19 protein-coding genes and 1 pseudogene are annotated in these 17,828 nt (G+C 69.2%); 10 read left to right on the forward strand and 10 right to left on the reverse strand.

Going from position 1 to position 17,828, the window contains the following annotated elements:
- Positions 1-12: 12 nt before the first annotated feature.
- Positions 13-1,005 carry an o-succinylbenzoate synthase gene (locus ACAG25_RS20735; protein ID WP_370490362.1) on the forward strand — a complete coding sequence of 331 codons (993 nt, stop codon included), beginning with the start codon at positions 13-15 and terminating at the stop codon, positions 1,003-1,005.
- Here the strand turns inward: ACAG25_RS20735 and ACAG25_RS20740 are convergent.
- The 3 genes and pseudogenes from ACAG25_RS20740 to ACAG25_RS20750 all read right to left on the reverse strand — a co-directional run bounded on the left by ACAG25_RS20740 (position 981) and on the right by ACAG25_RS20750 (position 3,694).
- On the reverse strand, positions 981-1,934 hold the full coding sequence (locus ACAG25_RS20740) for a cyclopropane-fatty-acyl-phospholipid synthase family protein (RefSeq protein ID WP_370490436.1): 954 nt from the start codon (positions 1,932-1,934) through the stop codon (positions 981-983). The two genes, ACAG25_RS20735 and ACAG25_RS20740, sit on opposite strands and share 25 nt — an antisense overlap.
- A pseudogene (locus ACAG25_RS20745) lies at positions 1,914-2,639 on the reverse strand (class I SAM-dependent methyltransferase); the annotation flags it as partial. The pseudogene ACAG25_RS20745 and the gene ACAG25_RS20740, both read right to left, overlap by 21 nt.
- A gap of 245 nt (positions 2,640-2,884) precedes the next feature.
- Complete coding sequence (locus ACAG25_RS20750; protein ID WP_370490363.1) at positions 2,885-3,694, reverse strand: potassium channel family protein; 810 nt, start codon at positions 3,692-3,694, stop codon at positions 2,885-2,887.
- Between the two features lie 206 nt (positions 3,695-3,900).
- Between ACAG25_RS20750 and ACAG25_RS20755 the strand changes: the two genes are divergently transcribed.
- Together ACAG25_RS20755 and ACAG25_RS20760 are read left to right on the forward strand one after the other, a co-directional pair.
- On the forward strand, positions 3,901-4,863 hold the full coding sequence (locus ACAG25_RS20755; RefSeq protein ID WP_370490364.1) for a GlxA family transcriptional regulator: 963 nt from the start codon (positions 3,901-3,903) through the stop codon (positions 4,861-4,863).
- A gap of 11 nt (positions 4,864-4,874) precedes the next feature.
- Positions 4,875-5,630 (forward strand): DJ-1/PfpI family protein, encoded by a 756-nt coding sequence (locus ACAG25_RS20760; RefSeq protein WP_370490365.1) that lies wholly within the window; start codon positions 4,875-4,877, stop codon positions 5,628-5,630.
- Here the strand turns inward: ACAG25_RS20760 and ACAG25_RS20765 are convergent.
- Entirely contained in the window at positions 5,605-6,462 is an 858-nt protein-coding gene (locus ACAG25_RS20765) for a type IV toxin-antitoxin system AbiEi family antitoxin domain-containing protein (protein WP_370490366.1), read from the reverse strand. The genes ACAG25_RS20760 and ACAG25_RS20765 overlap by 26 nt on opposite strands.
- A gap of 115 nt (positions 6,463-6,577) precedes the next feature.
- On the opposite strand from ACAG25_RS20765, the gene ACAG25_RS20770 reads away from it, so the two are divergent.
- From ACAG25_RS20770 to ACAG25_RS20780, 3 genes are read left to right on the forward strand one after another with little or no spacing between them, the layout of a single operon-like run.
- On the forward strand, positions 6,578-7,360 hold the full coding sequence (locus tag ACAG25_RS20770) for an alpha/beta fold hydrolase (protein WP_370490367.1): 783 nt from the start codon (positions 6,578-6,580) through the stop codon (positions 7,358-7,360).
- 2 nt (positions 7,361-7,362) lie between these two features.
- Positions 7,363-9,009, forward strand: coding sequence for a 2-succinyl-5-enolpyruvyl-6-hydroxy-3-cyclohexene-1-carboxylic-acid synthase (menD, locus tag ACAG25_RS20775; protein ID WP_370490368.1), 1,647 nt, complete (start codon positions 7,363-7,365; stop codon positions 9,007-9,009).
- Positions 9,006-9,545, forward strand: coding sequence for a DUF3592 domain-containing protein (locus ACAG25_RS20780; protein WP_370490369.1), 540 nt, complete (start codon positions 9,006-9,008; stop codon positions 9,543-9,545). Before menD ends, ACAG25_RS20780 begins: the two co-directional genes overlap by 4 nt.
- Here ACAG25_RS20780 and ACAG25_RS20785 read toward each other — a convergent pair.
- Entirely contained in the window at positions 9,506-10,192 is a 687-nt protein-coding gene (locus ACAG25_RS20785) for a DsbA family protein (RefSeq protein ID WP_370490370.1), read from the reverse strand. The two genes, ACAG25_RS20780 and ACAG25_RS20785, sit on opposite strands and share 40 nt — an antisense overlap.
- A gap of 80 nt (positions 10,193-10,272) precedes the next feature.
- Here ACAG25_RS20785 and ACAG25_RS20790 point away from each other — a divergent pair, with 80 nt between their 5' ends.
- Entirely contained in the window at positions 10,273-11,394 is a 1,122-nt protein-coding gene (locus ACAG25_RS20790; RefSeq protein WP_370490371.1) for a glycosyltransferase family 4 protein, read from the forward strand.
- Positions 11,395-11,455: 61 nt separating this feature from the next.
- Positions 11,456-11,926 carry a nitroreductase family deazaflavin-dependent oxidoreductase gene (locus ACAG25_RS20795; protein WP_370490372.1) on the forward strand — a complete coding sequence of 157 codons (471 nt, stop codon included), beginning with the start codon at positions 11,456-11,458 and terminating at the stop codon, positions 11,924-11,926.
- A gap of 1 nt (position 11,927) precedes the next feature.
- Here ACAG25_RS20795 and ACAG25_RS20800 read toward each other — a convergent pair whose 3' ends face one another.
- Positions 11,928-12,752, reverse strand: a complete 825-nt coding sequence (locus tag ACAG25_RS20800; RefSeq protein ID WP_370490373.1) for an SDR family oxidoreductase — start codon at positions 12,750-12,752, stop codon at positions 11,928-11,930.
- A gap of 61 nt (positions 12,753-12,813) precedes the next feature.
- Here ACAG25_RS20800 and ACAG25_RS20805 point away from each other — a divergent pair, with 61 nt between their 5' ends.
- Entirely contained in the window at positions 12,814-13,500 is a 687-nt protein-coding gene (locus tag ACAG25_RS20805) for a demethylmenaquinone methyltransferase (protein WP_370490374.1), read from the forward strand.
- A gap of 91 nt (positions 13,501-13,591) precedes the next feature.
- Here ACAG25_RS20805 and ACAG25_RS20810 read toward each other — a convergent pair whose 3' ends face one another.
- From ACAG25_RS20810 to menJ, 4 genes are all read right to left on the reverse strand, one after another.
- Complete coding sequence (locus ACAG25_RS20810; RefSeq protein ID WP_370490375.1) at positions 13,592-13,981, reverse strand: helix-turn-helix transcriptional regulator; 390 nt, start codon at positions 13,979-13,981, stop codon at positions 13,592-13,594.
- 17 nt (positions 13,982-13,998) lie between these two features.
- Positions 13,999-14,964: a TerC family protein gene (locus ACAG25_RS20815; RefSeq protein ID WP_370490376.1), complete on the reverse strand. Its 966-nt coding sequence runs from the start codon at positions 14,962-14,964 to the stop codon at positions 13,999-14,001.
- Positions 14,965-15,059: 95 nt separating this feature from the next.
- Positions 15,060-15,482 carry a GAF domain-containing protein gene (locus tag ACAG25_RS20820; RefSeq protein ID WP_370490377.1) on the reverse strand — a complete coding sequence of 141 codons (423 nt, stop codon included), beginning with the start codon at positions 15,480-15,482 and terminating at the stop codon, positions 15,060-15,062.
- A gap of 82 nt (positions 15,483-15,564) precedes the next feature.
- Positions 15,565-16,785, reverse strand: coding sequence for a menaquinone reductase (gene menJ / locus ACAG25_RS20825; RefSeq protein WP_370490378.1), 1,221 nt, complete (start codon positions 16,783-16,785; stop codon positions 15,565-15,567).
- 21 nt (positions 16,786-16,806) lie between these two features.
- On the opposite strand from menJ, the gene grcC1 reads away from it, so the two are divergent.
- Positions 16,807-17,814 carry a nonaprenyl/(2E,6E)-farnesyl/geranylgeranyl diphosphat synthase gene (gene grcC1 / locus ACAG25_RS20830; protein ID WP_370490379.1) on the forward strand — a complete coding sequence of 336 codons (1,008 nt, stop codon included), beginning with the start codon at positions 16,807-16,809 and terminating at the stop codon, positions 17,812-17,814.
- The last annotated feature ends 14 nt before the right edge of the window (positions 17,815-17,828 follow it).

Raw genomic sequence — 17,828 nt, forward strand, 5'->3', positions numbered from 1 at the left:
AGGCTCGGCACGGTGAAGGCTCACGCCGTGCCACTGTCCGACGTCCTCGACCGCCTGCACGTGGTGTCGTTGCCGATGCGGGTGCGCTTCCGCGGCATCACCGTCCGCGAGGTGGCGTTGATCGACGGGCCGCACGGGTGGGGAGAGTTCGGCGCCTTCGTCGAGTATCTGCCCGCCGAGGCGGCGCACTGGCTGGCCTCCGGGATCGCGGCCGCCTATCAGCCACCGCCGCACCTGCGCCGAGACCGCATCCCGGTCAACGCCACCGTCCCGGCGGTGCCGGCCGCCGAGGTGGCCGAGATCGTGGCCCGCTATCCGGGCGTGCGCACCGCCAAGGTCAAGGTGGCCGAGCCCGGCCAGTCGCTGGCCGACGACGTCGCGCGGGTCAACGCCGTACGGGAGCTGGTGCCGACGGTGCGGGTGGATGCCAACGGCGGCTGGTCCGTCGACGAGGCCGTCGCCGCCGCTCACGCGTTGACCGCCGACGGCGCCCTGGAGTACCTCGAACAGCCGTGCCGCACCGTTGCCGAGCTGGCCGAGCTGCGCGACCGAATCGACGTTCCGGTGGCCGCGGACGAGAGCATCCGCAAGGCCTCCGATCCGCTGTATGTGGTGCGCAGCGGCGCGGCCGACGTCGCGGTGCTCAAGGTCGCGCCGCTGGGCGGGGTGGCCGCGATGCTCGAGATCGCCGCGGCGATCGACATCCCGATCGTGGTGTCCAGTGCGCTGGATTCGGCGGTGGGCATCGGCACCGGGCTGGTCGCCGCCGCGGCGCTGCCGGTGCTCGACCACGCCTGCGGCCTGGGCACCGGCAGCTTGTTCGTCGAGGACGTCGCCGACCCGCGGACGCCGGTCGACGGCTATCTGCCCGTGGCCACCGTGACCCCGGATCCGGCGCGCCTGGCCGCGCTGGCCGCCACCCCGGCGCGGCGACAATGGTGGATCGACCGCATCCGGCGGTGCTGGCCGCTGGTGACGGCTCAGGAAGGCTTGCGGAACCGCTGAATTCCCCAGGCAAGGTGGCCCTGGTCGGCGGCGTCGACCCAATTGCGCAGCCCCAGAACCATTTTGTCGAGATACTCGGGCGAGGACTTCTGCTCGAGCTCGCCGCGCCGTGACTCCAGTTCCTGACGCACCCGGTCGTAATGGGTTCGCAGGTTGTGCACCAGGTCGATCTGGTCGAGCACCTCGAATCCGATGGCCTGCGCGGCCTCCCGGTAGAACCGCATCGAGCCCAGGTCGCGAAGGTTGAGCCGGTCGTACACCGGCTGCAGCACGCCGTCGGGCACGTCGTCGGTCTGCATGGGATCGGTGAACACCAGTTCACCACCGGGCTTGAGCAGTCGGAACGCTTCCTCGATCACCTTGCGGCGGTCGGCGGCGTGCAGGAACGCGTCCTGGGACCAGATGATGTCGGCGCAGGCCGGTGGCATCGGGACATCGTCGAAACTGCCGTGCACGACCTGGATCCGGCGTTCCAAGCCGGCCTGGCGGTTCTTGGCCCGGTTGGTGTCGTTCTGGGTGTCGGAGATGTTGACGCATGTGACCGTGCACCCATGCATGCTCGCCAGGCGCCGCGCCGATCCGCCGTAGCCGGCGCCCAGATCGATCACCGTCGCCCCGGCGTCCAGATTCGACAGTAGGCCGGCCATCCGGTCCACGGTCTCGACGCCGGCCGCGCCGATGTCGGTGGTGTCCTCGTAACACCCGACGTGGATGTCCTCCCCGCCCCAGATCAACGAGTAGAAGTTGTCCGCGTCGTCGCTGTCGTAGTAGGCCTCGGCGGCCTCGGTGACCGTGCCGGCGTCGTCATCGTCCACCGACTTCTCGGCGACATGGACGAAGAAGTCCGGCTCGTTCTCCTGGTAGGTCTCCTGGAAGTCGCCGTAGGTGCGGACCCGCTCGAAGCCGGCCTCCCGGATCAACCGTCGCACATAGTTCTTGCGCAACGGGAACATGTTGAGCGTGTACTCCGACCCGTCCGGGAAGGTGTACTTGAACCGGGCGAGGCCGTCATCGACATGTTCGGGTTCCGCGGTGACCTGCTCCCCGCAGTAGTAGTACTTGTGCTTGGACGAGAAGCCGTGGTCGAGCATCTCGTCGTAGTTGCGCTGATCCAGAATCAGGATGCCGTCGTGGCGCAACGCGGCGTAGAACTCGGCCAGCGCACGGCGGCGGTCCTGTTCGTCGTGCAGGTGGGTGAACGAGTTGCCCAGGCAGATGATGGCGTCGTACTTGCCCTGAATGCTCTTGTTCAACTGTCGCCAGTCGGCTTGGACGCTCTTGAGGATCAGCCCACGCTTCTTGCCGTTCTCGAACGCCTTGGCCAGCATTGCGGCCGACCCGTCCGCGCTCGTCACGTCGAAGCCCGCCTCGGTGAGGCGCACCGAATGAAAGCCCGTTCCGGTCGCGACGTCGACCACACTCTTCTTGTCCCGCGCGCGCAGCACGTCGATGAAGAAACGGCCCTCGGACTGGGCGCGCGCGTCCCAGTCGATCAGTTCGTCCCACTTTTCCACGAAGCTCATCACGTACTCGCCACGGTAGAGATCGGTGTCGCGATCAGCGAGCGGATTATCGCCGTAACTCTGTTCACGCAACCGCAGTTCAGCGTTGTCCCGGGTGGTCGTGGAAGTCATGAGACCTTTCTTTTTCCGTTGCCGTGCGCACGCTCTCGGAAAAAGTGGTCACGCGTGCGCTGATCCGTCACTCATGAGGAAATGCGCACGACGTCCGCGGTTTTCGGGGGCGAAGTCGTTGCTGCGCCGTTCCCCGCAGGGCGGGGGACGGGCGACTCCCGCCGCACCCACACCGCGGTTCTACCGTAGTGCACCGGGGAGTTTTCGCGACCGCAGGGCAGCGACGGCGGGTGCCGGGCCCGTCCTCAGCGGTTGGACCACGCCTGGCGACGCGTCTCGCTCGGAGCGTCGTCATGGCCGGGGTGGCGGCTGTGGTCGCGGGTGAGTGTGCGCGGACTCTCGTGGGTGCGCAGCTGCCGGGACAGATGCCGGATCTCGTCGCGCAGCTCGTCGATCTGGGCGGCGGTGGCCGCACGGTTGGCGGAGTCCTCTTCGGACACGCGCTCGACGATCCACGATGCGACGGTCGCGGTGATGACACCGATGAGGCTGATTCCGCCGATCATCAGCAGCACGGCGATGACCCGGCCGGTGACGGTGACCGGATACGCGTCGCCGTAACCGACGGTGGTGACGGTGACGATCGACCACCACACCGCTTCGCCGAAGTTGGTGATGCTGGCGTCGGCGGCGTGGCGCTCGGTTTCCAGCATTGCCAGCGACGCGACGTAGACCAGCAACGTCGCGCTGGCCGCGGTGTACATCACGACGCGGCCGCGGATCGCGTCGCCACCGGCGCGGTGCAGCACCTTCACCAGTACCACCAACCGCAGCAGTCGCAGGGGACGCAGGAAGGGGAGAACGACGATCGCCAAATCGAGCAGATGCCGGAAGAACCACCGGACGCGCTGGGGGGCGAGCGTGAGCCGGACGACGTAGTCGACGACGAAGGTGACGTAGAGCGCCGTCATCGCCGTATTGAGGAGGGCATTCGTTGCACCGGAGGGCTGGGCGAGCACCTGCACCGAGTAGACGATCAGAAACGCGAAGGCGACCGCGGCCAGCGCCCATTCGCTGTGCGACTCCCATCGTTCGAGGCGGGTGGCGGAGCCCATCGATCGCAACCTTCCGGGGTCTGAGGCATCGTGCCTGCACGGCGTCGGAGCCGCCGACCGTCACGCTGCCGAGCTGTCTCTGCAGCAGGGGTACCCGCGACGGGCCCCGAAACCGAACTGTACCCACGCGGGACGGAGTCGAGTTGTCCTGATCTGTGGGATGCGTGGCCTAGACGACAAGGCTGGTCGGGCTCGACACTGGATTCATGGTGCGCACGGTGCTGATCGTCGGGTTCGCCGGTGTGCAGGCGCTCGACATGGTCGGACCGTTCGAGGTGTTCACCGGCGCGTCGGCGTTCGCGGCCGCGACCGGCGGCGATGGTTACGACGTCCGCGTGGTCTCGTCGGGCGGCGCTCCGGTCAGCACCGGCACCGGGCTGACGCTGGTCGCCGAGCCGCTACCCGACCCCACCCAGCCGGTCGACACCGTCGTCATCCCGGGCGGCGTCGGCACCCACGCGGCGCGCCACGACGACGAGCTGATCAGCTGGATCTCCGCGGTGGCGGGGACCGCCCGCCGCGTGGTCAGCGTCTGCACCGGCGCGGTGCTCGCCGCGCAGGCCGGACTGCTCGACGGCTGCATCGCCACCACACACTGGGCCTACGCGGCGCAACTGGCCGCCGAGTTCCCGGCCGTGACCGTCGACCCCGACCCGATCTTCGTGCGCAGCTCGGCGAAAGTGTGGACCGCCGCAGGCGTCACCGCCGGCCTGGATCTCGCGCTGGCGCTGGTCGAGGACGACCACGGCACCGACGCCGCGCAGACCGTCGCCCGCTATCTGGTGATGTACCTACGGCGGCCCGGCGGACAGACCCAGTTCGCCGCGCCGGTGTGGATGCCGCGCGCTCGACGCACCCCGGTGCGTGATGCGCAGGAGGCGATCGAGGCCGACCCCGGCGGGTCGCACAGCGTCGCCGAGCTGGCCGGGCGCGCCGCGATGAGCCCGCGCCACTTCACCCGGGTGTTCACCGACGAGGTGGGCGAAGCGCCCGGCGCGTATGTCGAACGCATTCGCACCGAGGCGGCCCGCCGTCAGCTCGAGGAGACCGACGACACCATGCCCGTGATCGCCGCCCGCTGCGGTCTCGGCACTGCAGAAACGTTGCGCCGCACCTTCATCCGCCGTCTCGGCATATCGCCCGACCAGTACCGCAAGACCTTCGCCTGAGGAGACCCGTCATGCAGATCGCCATCATGCTCTATCCCGGCTTCACCGCGCTGGACTTCATCGGCCCCTACGAGTCACTGCGCTACCTTCCCGGAGCCGAGATCCGGTTCGTGTGGCACGAGCCGGGACCGGTCGCCGCCGATTCGGCGGTGCTGCTCGTCGGCGCCACCCACAGCTTCGACGAAACCCCGGCCCCGGACGTGCTGCTGATCCCGGGCGGCTTCTCCTCGATGGAGCACGCCCGCGACCAGAAAGTGCTCGACTGGGTGCGCGGTGCCCACGAATCCACGACGTGGACCGCGTCGGTGTGCTCGGGGTCGATGATCCTGGCCGCGGCCGGCCTGCTCGACGGCAAACGCGCCACCTCGCACTGGGCCGCGCTGCCGTTCCTGCGCACCTTTGGTGTCACCCCCGTCGACGACGAACGCATCGTGCGCGCCGACGACAAGACCGTCACCTGCGCCGGTGTGTCGGCAGGCATCGACCTGGGGCTGTGGCTGGCCGGCCAGATCGGCGGCGAAGCCAAGGCCAAGGCTATCCAGCTGTCGATGGAGTACGACCCCCAGCCGCCGTTCGACAGCGGGCACATGTCCAAGGCTTCGGCGTCGACCAAGGCGTCCGCGACCGCGCTGATGGGCCGCGAGCTGGTCAAGCCGGCCGCCCTGGCGGCCTCGACCGGCCTGCTGTGGGACGCCGCCCTCCAGCGACTTCGGCGTGCTGGGCGTCGCTCAGCGTCGACAATCACGCCGAAATCGCGGCGCGAATGACCGCGATGACGCGCTCGGGGTACTCGGTGAGGTCCAGCCAGGTGAAGCGCAGTACCTGCCATTTCTGCACCACGATGTCGTTCTGACGCACCCGGTCGATCTGGAACTCCTCGGCACCGCTGTGGAACGCGAACCCGTCGACCTCGATGGCGACCTTGGCGTCGGGGAACGCGACGTCCACGCGGTAGCCGCCCACCCGATAGTCCGCCTGCCATCCGCGCAACCGGGCGCCGCGCAACAGAGTGTGGAGGAGCCGTTCGGCTGCCGATCGGGCGCCGCTGTCCGCGGCCTGGAGTAGCAGCCGGGACCGAGGCGACCCGTATCTGCCGGTGTGGCGGAGATGGGCCGCCCAGAGCGCCGACAGATCGACTCCGTTCTGGAGCGCCCAGTCGAGCAGTCTGGCTCCGCCACCCCGTCGGGCGCTGGCTTCGACGACGGTCAGCGCCAGGTTCGTCACCCACATGCCCCTGATCTCGGTGAGGTCGGCCTTCGCAAGATCCCGCCGGCGCGGCCGGCAGCCGTCGCGTCTGCGACCGTTGCTGTCGCGCGGGACCGTCATCTCGACCTCGTCCGGGGCGAACCTGGTCAGGCCGTGCCACCAGGCCGCGGTCAGTCCGCTTCCGGCGGCGTGCGGGCCGTAGCTCCACACCGCAGCTCGGATGCGTGCGGCGTCGGTGAACGGACGGTCGTCGACGAAGTACACACCACGCGCATATCGCACCCAGTGGCCGGATCGGACGCGGCGCTGCACCGCGCCGTGGCTGAGACCCGCCGACCGGGCCTGCGCCAACGTGATGACTCCGTCGTGATTTCGCAAAAGCGCCGCGAGCATGTCTTATCGGACGCACGCGGGCGCCCTCCGGTTCCGTCCCCCGCGATTTCGGCGTGATTTTCGCTGCTCAGCGTCGATAACCACGCCGAAATCACTAGGCAGTAGCCTCGGCGGGGTGAATCTGGCTTATGACGACCGCGGCTCGGGGGAGCCGGTGCTGTTCATCGCGGGTCGCGGCGGCGCCGGCCGGACCTGGCATCTGCACCAGGTTCCGGTGTTCCTTCGTGCCGGGTACCGCTGTGTGACGTTCGACAACCGCGGCGTCGGTGCCACCGAGAACGCGGAGACCCTGACCACCGAGACCGTGGTCGGCGACGTCGTCGGCCTGATCGAGAAGCTCGACCTCGCGCCGGTACGCGTCGTCGGGGTGTCGATGGGGTCCTTCATCGCGCAGGAACTGATGGTGGCGCGGCCCGAGCTGGTGCGCTCGGCGGTGCTGATGGCCACCCGCGGACGCCACGACCGCACCCGCACCTTCTTCGGTCAGGCCGAGCGCGCGCTGCATGAATCCGGGGTGGAGCTGCCGACCGAATACGACGCCAAAATCCGTCTGCTGGAGAGCTTTTCGCCGAAGACGTTGAACGACGACAACGCGGTGCGCGACTGGATCGAGATGTTCACCATGTGGCCGCAGAAGCTCACCCCCGGTCTGCGCGCCCAGATGGCGATCTCGCCGCAGGAAAGCCGGCTGCCGGCATACCAGCACATCCAGACCCCGACCCTGGTGATCGGCTTCGAGGACGACGTGTTGCTGCCGTCCTATCTCGGCCGCGAGGTCGCCAACGCGATGCCCAACGCCCGCTTCGTGGAGATCCCCGACACCGGGCACCTCGGATTTATCGAGAAGCCCGAGGCCGTCAACACCGCGATCCTCAATTTCTTCGCCGATACCCTGTAATGGTGAATCCCTCGACGGCGCAGGCCCGGGTGGTCGTCGACGAACTGATCCGCGGCGGCGTCCGCGACGTTGTGCTGTGCCCGGGCTCGCGCAACGCGCCGTTGGCGTTCGCGCTGCACGACGCCGACCGCGCGGGCCGGCTGCGCCTGCACGTGCGCATCGACGAACGCACCGCCGGCTTCCTGGCCATCGGACTGGCCGTCGCCGAACGAGCCCCGGTGTGCGTGGCCATGACCTCGGGTACGGCGGTGGCCAACCTCGGGCCCGCGGTGGTGGAAGCCAACTATGCGCGGGTACCGCTGATCGTGTTGTCGGCCAACCGGCCTTACGAACTGTTGGGCACCGGGGCCAATCAGACCTTCGAGCAGCTCGGCTACTTCGGCACGCAGGTGCGGGCCAACATCAGCCTCGGGCTGGCCCCCGAACCGTCCAGGGCGGCAGCGGACATGGACGCGCTCAACGCCCAGTGGCGCAGCGCCACCTGTCGAGTGCTGGTGGCGGCCACCGGATCTCGCACCGCCAACGCCGGACCGGTGCAGTTCGACATCCCGCTGCGCGAGCCCCTGGTGCCCGACGCCGACGAACCCGCCGTGCCGTATGCCCCCGAGGGCCGCCCGGACGGCCGGTCCTGGACCCACACCCCGCCGGTGACGTTCGACCAGCCGCTGGACATCGACCTCACCCCGGACACCGTCGTCATCGCCGGGCACGGCGCGGGCGAACACCCCAACCTCGCGCACCTGCCCACCGTCGCCGAACCCACCGCACCGCAACCGCGTAACCCGTTGCATCCGTTGGCGCTGCGGCTGATTCGGCCCAAGCAGGTCATCATGCTGGGCCGGCCCACCCTGCACCGGCCGGTGTCGGCGCTGCTGGCCGATTCGTCGGTCCCGGTGTACGCGTTGACCACCGGGCCGCGCTGGCCCGACGTGTCGGGCAACTCGCAGGCCACCGGCACCCGCGCGGTCACCTCGGGGGAACCGGCCGCGGCGTGGCTATGCCGCTGCGCCGACGTGCACCGCCACGCCGTGGAGGCGGTGCGTGGACAGCTGGCCGCGCACCCGTTGACGACGGGCCTGCACGTGGCCGCCGCGGTCGCCGATGCGCTGCGTCCGGGTGACCAGCTGGTGCTCGGTGCGTCGAACCCGGTGCGTGACATCGCGCTGGTCGGCTTCGACGCCACCGAGGTCAAGGTGCGGTCCAACCGCGGAGTCGCCGGCATCGACGGCACGGTGTCGACCGCGATCGGCGCGGCGCTGGCCCACGAACGCAACGGCGGGCGCACCGTGGCGCTGATCGGGGACCTGACCTTCGTCCACGACAGCTCCGGCCTGCTGATCGGCCCGACCGAGCCGATGCCGCGGCGGCTGACCATCGTGGTGTCCAACGACAACGGCGGCGGCATCTTCGAGCTGCTCGAGCAGGGGGACCCGCGGTTCTCCGACGTGTCGTCGCGCATCTTCGGCACCCCGCACGACGTCGACGTCGGCGCGCTGTGCCGCGCCTATCACGTGGACAGTCGCCAGATCGAGGCCGCGCAGCTCGCCGACGCGCTCGACGAACCGCACGACGGCATGCGGGTGTTGGAGGTCAAGGCCGACCGGTCGTCGTTGCGTGCGCTGCACGCCTCGATCAGGGCCAACCTGTGACGCAACTCGTCGAGCGTCTGAAGGCGCTGTGGCAGATCGTGATTCCGCATCTGTACGGCGAACCGGGGGAGACCCGTCGTGGCCGGATCCTGCGGCGCGTGCGCATCGGGATCGTCGTGGCGGCGTGTCTGGTGACGTTGCAGTCGGTGCTGCTGGTGCTGGGGGCGTGGCGCAACGACCGTCAGATCGAACGCAACATGGGGGTCGCCGAGGCCAACGTGCTCGACGCGGGTCCGCGCCGGTCGACCATCGAGTTCGTCACCTCCGACCGGATCACCTACCGGCCCGAACTCGGCGTGCTGTATCCCTCGGAGCTGGAGAACGGGATGCGCATCTACGTCGAGTACGACGTCAACGATCCCGATCTGGTCCGCGTGCGTGACCGTGATGCTTCGCTGGCGATCATCCCCGCGGGATCCATCGCAGTGGTCGGCTGGATCATAGCCGGAGCCGCATTGGCGGGCACCGCGCTGATCCAGCGTCGGATCGACGTCCCTCAGGACGCGACGAGATCGTCGAGCCAGTTGTCGTCGTAGACGTCGAGCTTCTGCTCGTTCTGCAGATCGAACACCGTGGGGGTGCCGGTCTGGTCCGGATCGACCTCGAACAGGAACGTGTAGTTGGTGTCGTCCATGTCCACGACGTCGATGCCGACCGACCCTGAGGCCACCTGCGCCGCGACGGGCTCGGGGACCCCGGCGGCCAGCGCCATGTCGCGCAACTCGTCACCGCTGAACGGCCGGCCACCGGAATCCTGGTTGCTCCACAGTTCGCGGACGAACCGCTGGAACTGGGTGCCCGAAGCGGTGAGCGCGCCGACGGGTTCGGCCGCGACGAACATCGCGTTGGCCACCGTCGCGGAGTACCCCTGATAGTCGGCGTCCATGAAGGTCAGCGGCCGATAGGTGACCTGCAGGGCCCCGATGGCGATGTAGTGGGCCAGGTCGTCGCCGAAGTCCTGCTGCAGGTCGGCGCAGTGCCGGCACTGCGGCTCGGTGTAGATCTCGATCTTGGCGGGCGCGGTGTCGAAGCCGGCGACCACGCCGAAGCCGTCCTCCGAGAGCGCCAGGGGTGCCGCGATCGCCGGCGGCACGGCCGCGCCGACCACCTGCCGGCTGCAGCCGACCGACCCGATCAGCAGCGCCAGCACCGCGACCACGGCGAGCAGGCGGAACGAACGCATGCACTCATCCTCTCGCACAATTCCCGCCGCATCTTCCTGGCGGTCACCTTCCGGACAAGTCGTGATGTCACCGTCGCGGTGTGCGCGTCGCAATCGTCGCAGAGTCCTTCCTCCCGAACGTCAACGGCGTCACCAACTCGGTGCTGCGGGTCATCGAGCACCTGCGCCGCACCGGCCACGAGGTGATGGTCATCGCCCCGGACACCCCGCCCGGACATCGGCCGGCCGATCGGGTGCACGACGGGATCCGCGTCCACCGGGTCCCGGCGCGCATGTTTCCCAAGGTCACGTCGCTGCCGCTGGGCATCCCGTGGCCGCGGATGGTCGGCGTGCTGCGCGGGTTCGACGCCGACGTCGTGCACCTGGCGTCGCCGGCGCTCCTGGGCTGGGGCGGGGTGCACGCGGCGCGCCGCCTCGGCGTCCCCACCGTCGCGGTGTTCCAGACCGACGTGGCGGGTTTCGCGCAGAGCTACGGAGTCCCGGCGCTGTCCCGCGCCGCGTGGGCATGGACGCGGCGGCTGCACAACCACGCCGACCGCACGCTGGCCCCGTCGACGTCGGCGATGCAGGACCTGGCCGACCACGGGGTGAGGCGGGTGCACCGGTGGGCCCGCGGAGTCGACGTCACCGGTTTCGTCCCCTCGGCGCGCGACGACCGGTTGCGGCGCACCTGGTCCCCGCACGGCAAACCGATCGTCGGGTTCGTCGGACGGCTGGCCCCGGAAAAGCACGTCGAACGGCTGGCAGCACTCGGCGACGACGTGCAACTCGTGGTCGTCGGCGACGGAGTCGACCGGCACGCACTCGAAAAGCGGCTTCCCTCAGCGGTTTTCACCGGCGCGCTGTACGGGGCCGAGCTGGCGCGCGCCTACGCCGGGATGGACGTCTTCGTCCACTCCGGTGAGCACGAAACCTTCTGCCAGACCGTGCAGGAGGCGATGGCCTCGGGTGTGCCCGTCGTCGCTCCCGACGCCGGCGGGCCCCGGGATCTGGTGGTCCCGATGCACACCGGAGTGCTGCTGCCGGTGCCGGAGTTCGAGCTGCGGCTGCCGGCCGCGGTGGCGCATCTGATCGCCGAACGCCCCCGCTATTCGGTGGCCGCCCGGCGCAGCGTGCTCGGCCGCACCTGGCCGGTCATCTGCGACGAACTGCTGGGCCACTACGAGGACGTCGTGGGCCGACGCCGGCGTCGCGCCGCCTGACGGTTGCCGCACGCGGACCCTCGCGGTACCACGGAGGTGTCGCCGAATCGGAGAGGGGCGCATGCGCAACGCAGTGGTCGCCGTCACCCGGCGCGCGCTGGGCACACGGGTGCTGATGCGCGCGCCGATCTGGGTGTACCGGGCGGGGCTCGGCTGCATGTTCGGGTCGCGGCTGTTGATGCTGGAGCACGTCGGGCGGAAATCCGGGCTCCTGCGCCATGTCGTGCTCGAGGTCATCGCACAGCCCACTCCGGACGTCTACGTTGTGGCCTCCGGGTTCGGTGAACGTGCGCAGTGGTTCCGCAACGTGCTGGCGCAGCCGTCGGTGCACGTGTCGGTGGCCGGGCGACGTCGGGTGCCGGCCACCGCGCGTCGCCTACCGGGCGATGAGTCCGATCGGCTGCTGCAGGACTACATCACGCAGAATCCCCGAGCCTGGAACACCCTGAGCGAGGTGCTGGCCGACACATTGGGTGGACGCGTCGCACCGCCGGGCACCGAACTGCCGCTCGTCGAACTACGGTTGCGGTGACTCAGCCCTGCGCCTCCACGGCGACCGGCTGCCACTGCTCCCACGTCGCCAGCCGCTGCTCGTAGTCGGCCTTGGCCAGTTGCAGCGGCAGCTCTCCGAAGAACACCCGCAGCGGCGGTTCAGGCGCGTCGACGACCTTCAGGATCGCGCGCGCCGACGCCTTGGGGTCGCCGGGCTTGGCGACCCGTTGGCTGCGGATCCGCTCGGCTTCCTCGTGCACCTCGCGGTAGTCGGGCAGTGGCGTCGACCGGCGGGACGACGAACCGGCCCAGTCGGTGGAGAACCCGCCCGGTTCGATCAGCGTGACGTGGATCCCGAACGACGCGACCTCCTGGGCCAGCGACTGCGAGAAACCTTCCAGCGCCCACTTCGAGGCGTGATAGATGCCGACGTTCTGGAACGCGGTGATGCCGCCGATCGACGACACCTGCACGATGTGCCCGCTGCGCTGGGCACGCAGGTAGGGCAGCGCGGCCTGGGTGATCCACAGCGCGCCGAACACGTTGGTTTCGAACTGCGCGCGGGCCTCTTCCTCGGTGATCTCCTCGATGAACCCGAAGTGCCCGTAACCGGCGTTGTTGACGACGATGTCGAGGCGACCGAAATGCTCGTGCGCCCGGGCGACCGCGGCGAAGTCGGCGTCCCGGTCGGTGACGTCGAGACGGATCGGCAACAGCGCGTCACCGAAGCGGGCGACGAGGTCGTCGAGGGTGGCGGTGTCACGGGCGGTGGCGGCGACCTTGTCACCGCGCTCGAGCGCGGCGATCGCCCATTCGCGCCCGAAGCCGCGCGACGCACCGGTGATGAACCAGACTTTTGCACTCATAGGTTGCACAAGGCGGTGCCGCGGACACCTTATTCCCGGCCGCACAGGTAGCGTCGGCAACGTGAATCGCGCGTCGCTGGAAAAAGACCCCCACGAGGTCGCGTCGATGTTCGACGGGGTGGCGCGTCGTTACGACCTGACCAACACCGTGCTCTCGCTCGGGCAGGACCGGTTCTGGCGGCGGGCGACCCGGCAGGCGTTGCGGATCGGTCCCGGCGACCGGGTGCTCGACCTGGCCGCCGGCACTGCGGTGTCCACCGTCGAACTGGCCAGTTCGGGTGCGTCGTGCGTGGCCGCGGACTTCTCGGTCGGCATGCTGCGCGCCGGCGCAGCGCGCGACGTGCCGAAAGTGGCCGGCGACGCGACGAAGCTGCCGTTCGCCGACGAGGCGTTCGACGCGGTCACGATCAGCTTCGGGTTGCGCAACGTCGTCGACCACAGCGCGGGTTTGCGCGAGATGGCGCGGGTGACGCGGCCGGGCGGTCGGCTGGTGGTGTGCGAGTTCTCCACCCCGACCAACGGGCTGTTCGCGACCGTCTACAAGGAGTACCTGATGCGGGCGCTGCCGCGGATGGCGCGCGCGGTGTCGTCGAACCCCGACGCCTATGTGTATCTGGCAGAGTCGATCCGGGCGTGGCCCGATCAGCGTCAGCTCGCCGCGCGGATCGAGGCGGCCGGCTGGAGCGACGTGCGCTGGCGCAACCTCACCGGCGGCATCGTGGCCCTGCACGCCGCCACCAAACCCTGACCCTTGTTTTGGCGAGCTCGCGTGTCTGTCTCTCGACGCGCCGCTTCGGGTCGGCATTTTGCGCGCGCTGGCGGCCTGCGAAAGCGCGCAATCAGCTCAGCGCTGCGATCAGATCGCCCACGGTGTGCGCCGCTTCCAGCGGATGCCGCAGCCGGCCCTCAGGGTTGACCGTGTACACATTGCGCCGGCCGACCTTCGACTTCTCCAGGTAACCGCCTGCGGTCAGGTCGGCCAGGACCGCCTGTACCGAGCGTTCGGTGATGCCGATGCGCAGGCTCAGCTCGCGGGCGGTCAGGGATTCACCCTTCGCCAGACACAGCAGGGTGTGCGCGTGGTTGGTCAAGAACGTCCAGCCTCGAGCCGAAGCGCCAGTGTCGTCGCGCTCCTCGGCGGCAGCGACTTTCGCCGAACGCGCGGCCCTGCGCCTCGTTCGTGCGGGCGTGTCCTTCTGTTGTGCGGCGACCATGGCGGCACCGATCATACTTTGCGATTCACGTATTACGTTTCGCTGGTTCGGGCGGCGCCGGTCGTGCGGCGTGTCCCACGGGTCGAGAAGATGCTGACGGCGATCGAGACGGTCAAGGTCAACAGGATGACCGAAAGTGTCACCGGGATCGGCAATTTGCCGACGGGCGTCTCCGACAGGATGAGCTTCGCTCCGGCGAAGAACAACAGGAACGCCAGCCCGTAATGCAGATAGACGAATCGCCGCAGCAGCCCTGACAGACAGAAGTACAGACTTCGCAGCCCGAGGACCGCAAAGGCGTTGGCGGTCCAGACGATGAAGGTGCTCGTCGTGATCGCCAGGACCGCGGCAACCGAGTCGATGGCGAACACGAGGTCGCTGGCCTCGACGGCCACCAGCGCCACGAACAACAACGTCGCCACCCGTTTGCCGTCGACGCGGATGAACAGCCGGTCGCCGTGGTAACCGGCATCGGTGGGGACGATTCTCCGCACGAGACGGACGAGCAGGTTGCGGTCGGGGTCCATCTCCTGGTCGTGCTTGAAGGCCATCTTGTACGCGGTGTAGATCAGGAAGGCGCCGAACAGATACGCCGTCCAGAAGAAGGCCTCCAGCAGTTCGACGCCGAGGAAGATGAAGACCAGACGCATCAGGAGCGCTCCGATGACGCCCCAGAACAGCACCTTGTGCTGATACCGGTCAGGTACGGCGAAGTAGGTGAAGATCAGCGCGAAGACGAAGACGTTGTCGACGGACAGCGCCTTCTCGATCAGGTAGCCCGCGTAGTACGTCCCGGCCACCTCGCCGCCGTAGACCCACCACAACACCAGCCCGAAACCCAGGCCCGCGACGATCCAGATCGTCGACCAGACTGCCGCCTCCCGGAACTCGATGACGTGGTTGTCACGGTGCAGGAAGAGGTCCACCGCAAGCATGATCACGATGGCCGCCATCACGACGGCCCACCCCCATACCGGCACCACGAGGGCGTCGTTCACCGATGCCTCCTGTCTGCGCACCGCGGGTCCGGGACCGCAGCCCGCCGTAGATCATTTCACTAAAAGTAACACGTGAAATAATCTTCGTATATGACTCAGTCGCTGAGTTCGGTCCACAGCGTTTCCGAGGCATCGCTGACCTGCGCGTCGTGGATCTGCTGAAAGTTCCGTCCGCCCCTGCCGAACGTCTTGACCACCGCTGCAGGACAACGTGATTCGGGTATCGGTGTGTCGAGCCACCGGCATGGCCGTACGTGCACCAGATCGACGCTCTCACCGTCGGCGTCGTAGAAGTAGGCGCCCTGCAAGCGGCCCAGCCGATACCAACCGTCGGGGTCGCGCGTCCACACCAACGATCCCTCGGGCACCTCGGCGAAGCGCTCGACGCGGCGCTCCAACTGCGGTCCGTGGCCGCGCTCGCCGAATCCGCACAACCCCAGAGCGAGTGCGCGCCGCAGCGTCAAGGCCGGGTCGACGTCGTCGCTGCGCGACCGCAACGGCGCGCGGTAGACGTTCACGGCCCGCCGAGCGCGCGCAAATGTCGGCCAGAAGCGGCGCGGCGGCCCGCAGACACGCGCTCTCGCCACAACGAGGGGACCGTCATGTGAACGGGCGGCGCTCGTCGATGCGGCGGGAAAGCCGGCCGGCGCCGCGCCACACCCGCGCCACCGCGTCCTCGTCCTCCTCGGTGACGAAATTGCCCATCACCCGCACTGCGATCGTCATCAGGAAAGACGACCGCATGGCCACCGGACCCGCCACCGGCAGGAACCGCGGGAACGTCAGCAACAGCGCCAGCCGCCGTGCCACCGAGAACCCGCGCGCGTAATGCTCGTGCAGCACCGCCGGCCACGCGTGCTCATAGGAGCCCGACCCCAACAGTTCGGCGGCCAACCGCCCGGTCTCGAGCCCGTAGTCGATGCCCTCGCCGTTGAGCGGGTTCACACACGCCGCCGCGTCGCCGATCAGCATCCAGTTCGGTCCGGCGACCCCGGACACCGCGCCGCCCATCGGCAGCAGCGCCGAGAGCGCCGCGCGCGGGTCGCCGTCGAAACCCCACTCGGCGCGGCGCAGCCCGGTGTAGTAGTTCAGCAGCGGGCGCAGTCCCGCGTCGGCGGGCCGTTTCACCGTGGCCAGCGCACCGACGCCGATGTTCACCTCCCCGTTGCCCAGCGGGAAGATCCAGCCGTAGCCGGGCAGGATCTCGCCCGCCGGCGAGCGCAGCTCCAGATGCGAGGTGATCCAAGGTTCGTCGTGGCGCGGGGTGGCGATGTAGCCGCGGATCGCCACCCCGTAGACGGTCTCCTTGTGCCACTGCCGGCCCAGCGCCCGGCCCAGGGTGGAGCGGGCCCCGTCGGCGACGATCAGGTGCGCGCAGCGGACCACCTCACCGGAGTCGAGCACGACCGCCGTCACCCGGCCCGACGCGTCGCGCTCGGTGTCGACGGCCTTGACGCCGAGCTTCATCTTGGCGCCGTCGTCGACGGCGACCATCCGGATGCGGTCGTCGAGTTCGGTGCGCGGCACCGCGCTGCTGCACGGCGGGAACGACCGTCCGGGCCACGGCACCTCGACGTCGGCGCCGAACCCCGACATCCGCAGACCGTGATGCGAGACGCGTCCGGCCAGCCAGGGTCCGAGCCCCATCCGCCGCATCTCGGCGACCGCACGCGGCGTCAACCCGTCACCGCAGGCCTTGTCCCGGGGGAATTCGGCAGAGTCGATCACCAGCACGTCGTGCCCGGCGCGGGCCGCCCAGGCCGCCGCCGCCGAACCGGCCGGTCCGGCCCCGACGACGACCACATCAGCGCTCGCTGTCATGTCTCCCAGTATGTTGGCAGTGTGAGGACGCCGGCGAACGTGGTGGCAGGTGTGGACTTCGGGGACGCCGAGTTCGCCCAAGACGTCCGCGACGGCGTCGCCCGCATCGAGAAGCTCATGGCCGACGAACTGGGCAAGGCCGACGTCCTGATGGCCGAGGCCGTTCAGCACCTGTTCGAAGCCGGCGGCAAGCGGTTCCGCCCGTTGTTCACGGTGCTGTCCGCGCAGCTGGGCCCCGAACCCGACGCTTGGCAGGTCACCGTCGCCGGCGCCGTGATCGAGCTCGTGCACCTGGCCACGCTGTATCACGACGACGTCATGGACGAGGCGCAGATGCGCCGCGGCGCCCCGAGCGCCAACGCCCGCTGGGGCAACAACATCGCGATCCTGGCCGGCGACTACCTGTTCGCGACCGCATCACGGCTGGTCAGCCGACTCGGCCCGGACGCGGTGCGCATCATCGCCGATACCTTCGCGCTGCTGGTCACCGGGCAGATGCGCGAGACGCGCGGCGCCGCCGAGAACGTCGACTCCGTCGAGCACTACCTGAAGGTGGTCTACGAGAAGACGGCCTGTCTGATCGCGGCGTCCGGCCGGTTCGGGGCGACGTTCTCCGGCGCCGACGAGGAACAGATCGAGCGGCTCAGCCGCGTCGGCGCCATCGTCGGGACCGCATTCCAGATCGCCGACGACATCATCGACATCGACAGCGACCCCGACGAATCCGGCAAGGTGCCGGGTACCGACCTGCGCGAGGGCGTGCACACCCTGCCGGTGCTCTACGCGCTGCGCGACACCGGACCTGACTCCGACCGGCTGCGTCAGCTGCTGGCCAAACCGATCGAGGACGACGACGAACTCGCCGAGGCGCTGCGCCTGCTGCGCGCGTCCGACGGCATCCGCAAGGCCAAGGAGACCGTCGCCGAGTATGCGCGCCAGGCCGAGCAGGAACTGGCCCAGCTGCCCGCCGGGCCGGGCCGCGACGCGCTGGCCGCGCTGGTGAGCTACACCATCCATCGCGACGGCTGACGCGCGGAACCCGC

This window comes from Mycobacterium sp. pV006 (assembly GCF_041287115.1).
GTDB lineage: Bacteria > Actinomycetota > Actinomycetes > Mycobacteriales > Mycobacteriaceae > Mycobacterium.

Excerpts from the sequence above, each read along its gene's own strand:
- ACAG25_RS20750 (WP_370490363.1), bottom strand. The coding sequence starts at position 3,694 with ATGGGCTCCGCCACCCGCCTCGAACGATGGGAGTCGCACAGCGAATGG.
- ACAG25_RS20755 (WP_370490364.1), top strand. The coding sequence starts at position 3,901 with ATGGTGCGCACGGTGCTGATCGTCGGGTTCGCCGGTGTGCAGGCGCTC.
- ACAG25_RS20760 (WP_370490365.1), top strand. The coding sequence starts at position 4,875 with ATGCAGATCGCCATCATGCTCTATCCCGGCTTCACCGCGCTGGACTTC.
- ACAG25_RS20765 (WP_370490366.1), bottom strand. The coding sequence starts at position 6,462 with ATGCTCGCGGCGCTTTTGCGAAATCACGACGGAGTCATCACGTTGGCG.
- ACAG25_RS20785 (WP_370490370.1), bottom strand. The coding sequence starts at position 10,192 with ATGCGTTCGTTCCGCCTGCTCGCCGTGGTCGCGGTGCTGGCGCTGCTG.
- ACAG25_RS20795 (WP_370490372.1), top strand. The coding sequence starts at position 11,456 with ATGCGCAACGCAGTGGTCGCCGTCACCCGGCGCGCGCTGGGCACACGG.
- ACAG25_RS20800 (WP_370490373.1), bottom strand. The coding sequence starts at position 12,752 with ATGAGTGCAAAAGTCTGGTTCATCACCGGTGCGTCGCGCGGCTTCGGG.
- ACAG25_RS20810 (WP_370490375.1), bottom strand. The coding sequence starts at position 13,981 with ATGATCGGTGCCGCCATGGTCGCCGCACAACAGAAGGACACGCCCGCA.
- menJ (WP_370490378.1), bottom strand. The coding sequence starts at position 16,785 with ATGACAGCGAGCGCTGATGTGGTCGTCGTCGGGGCCGGACCGGCCGGT.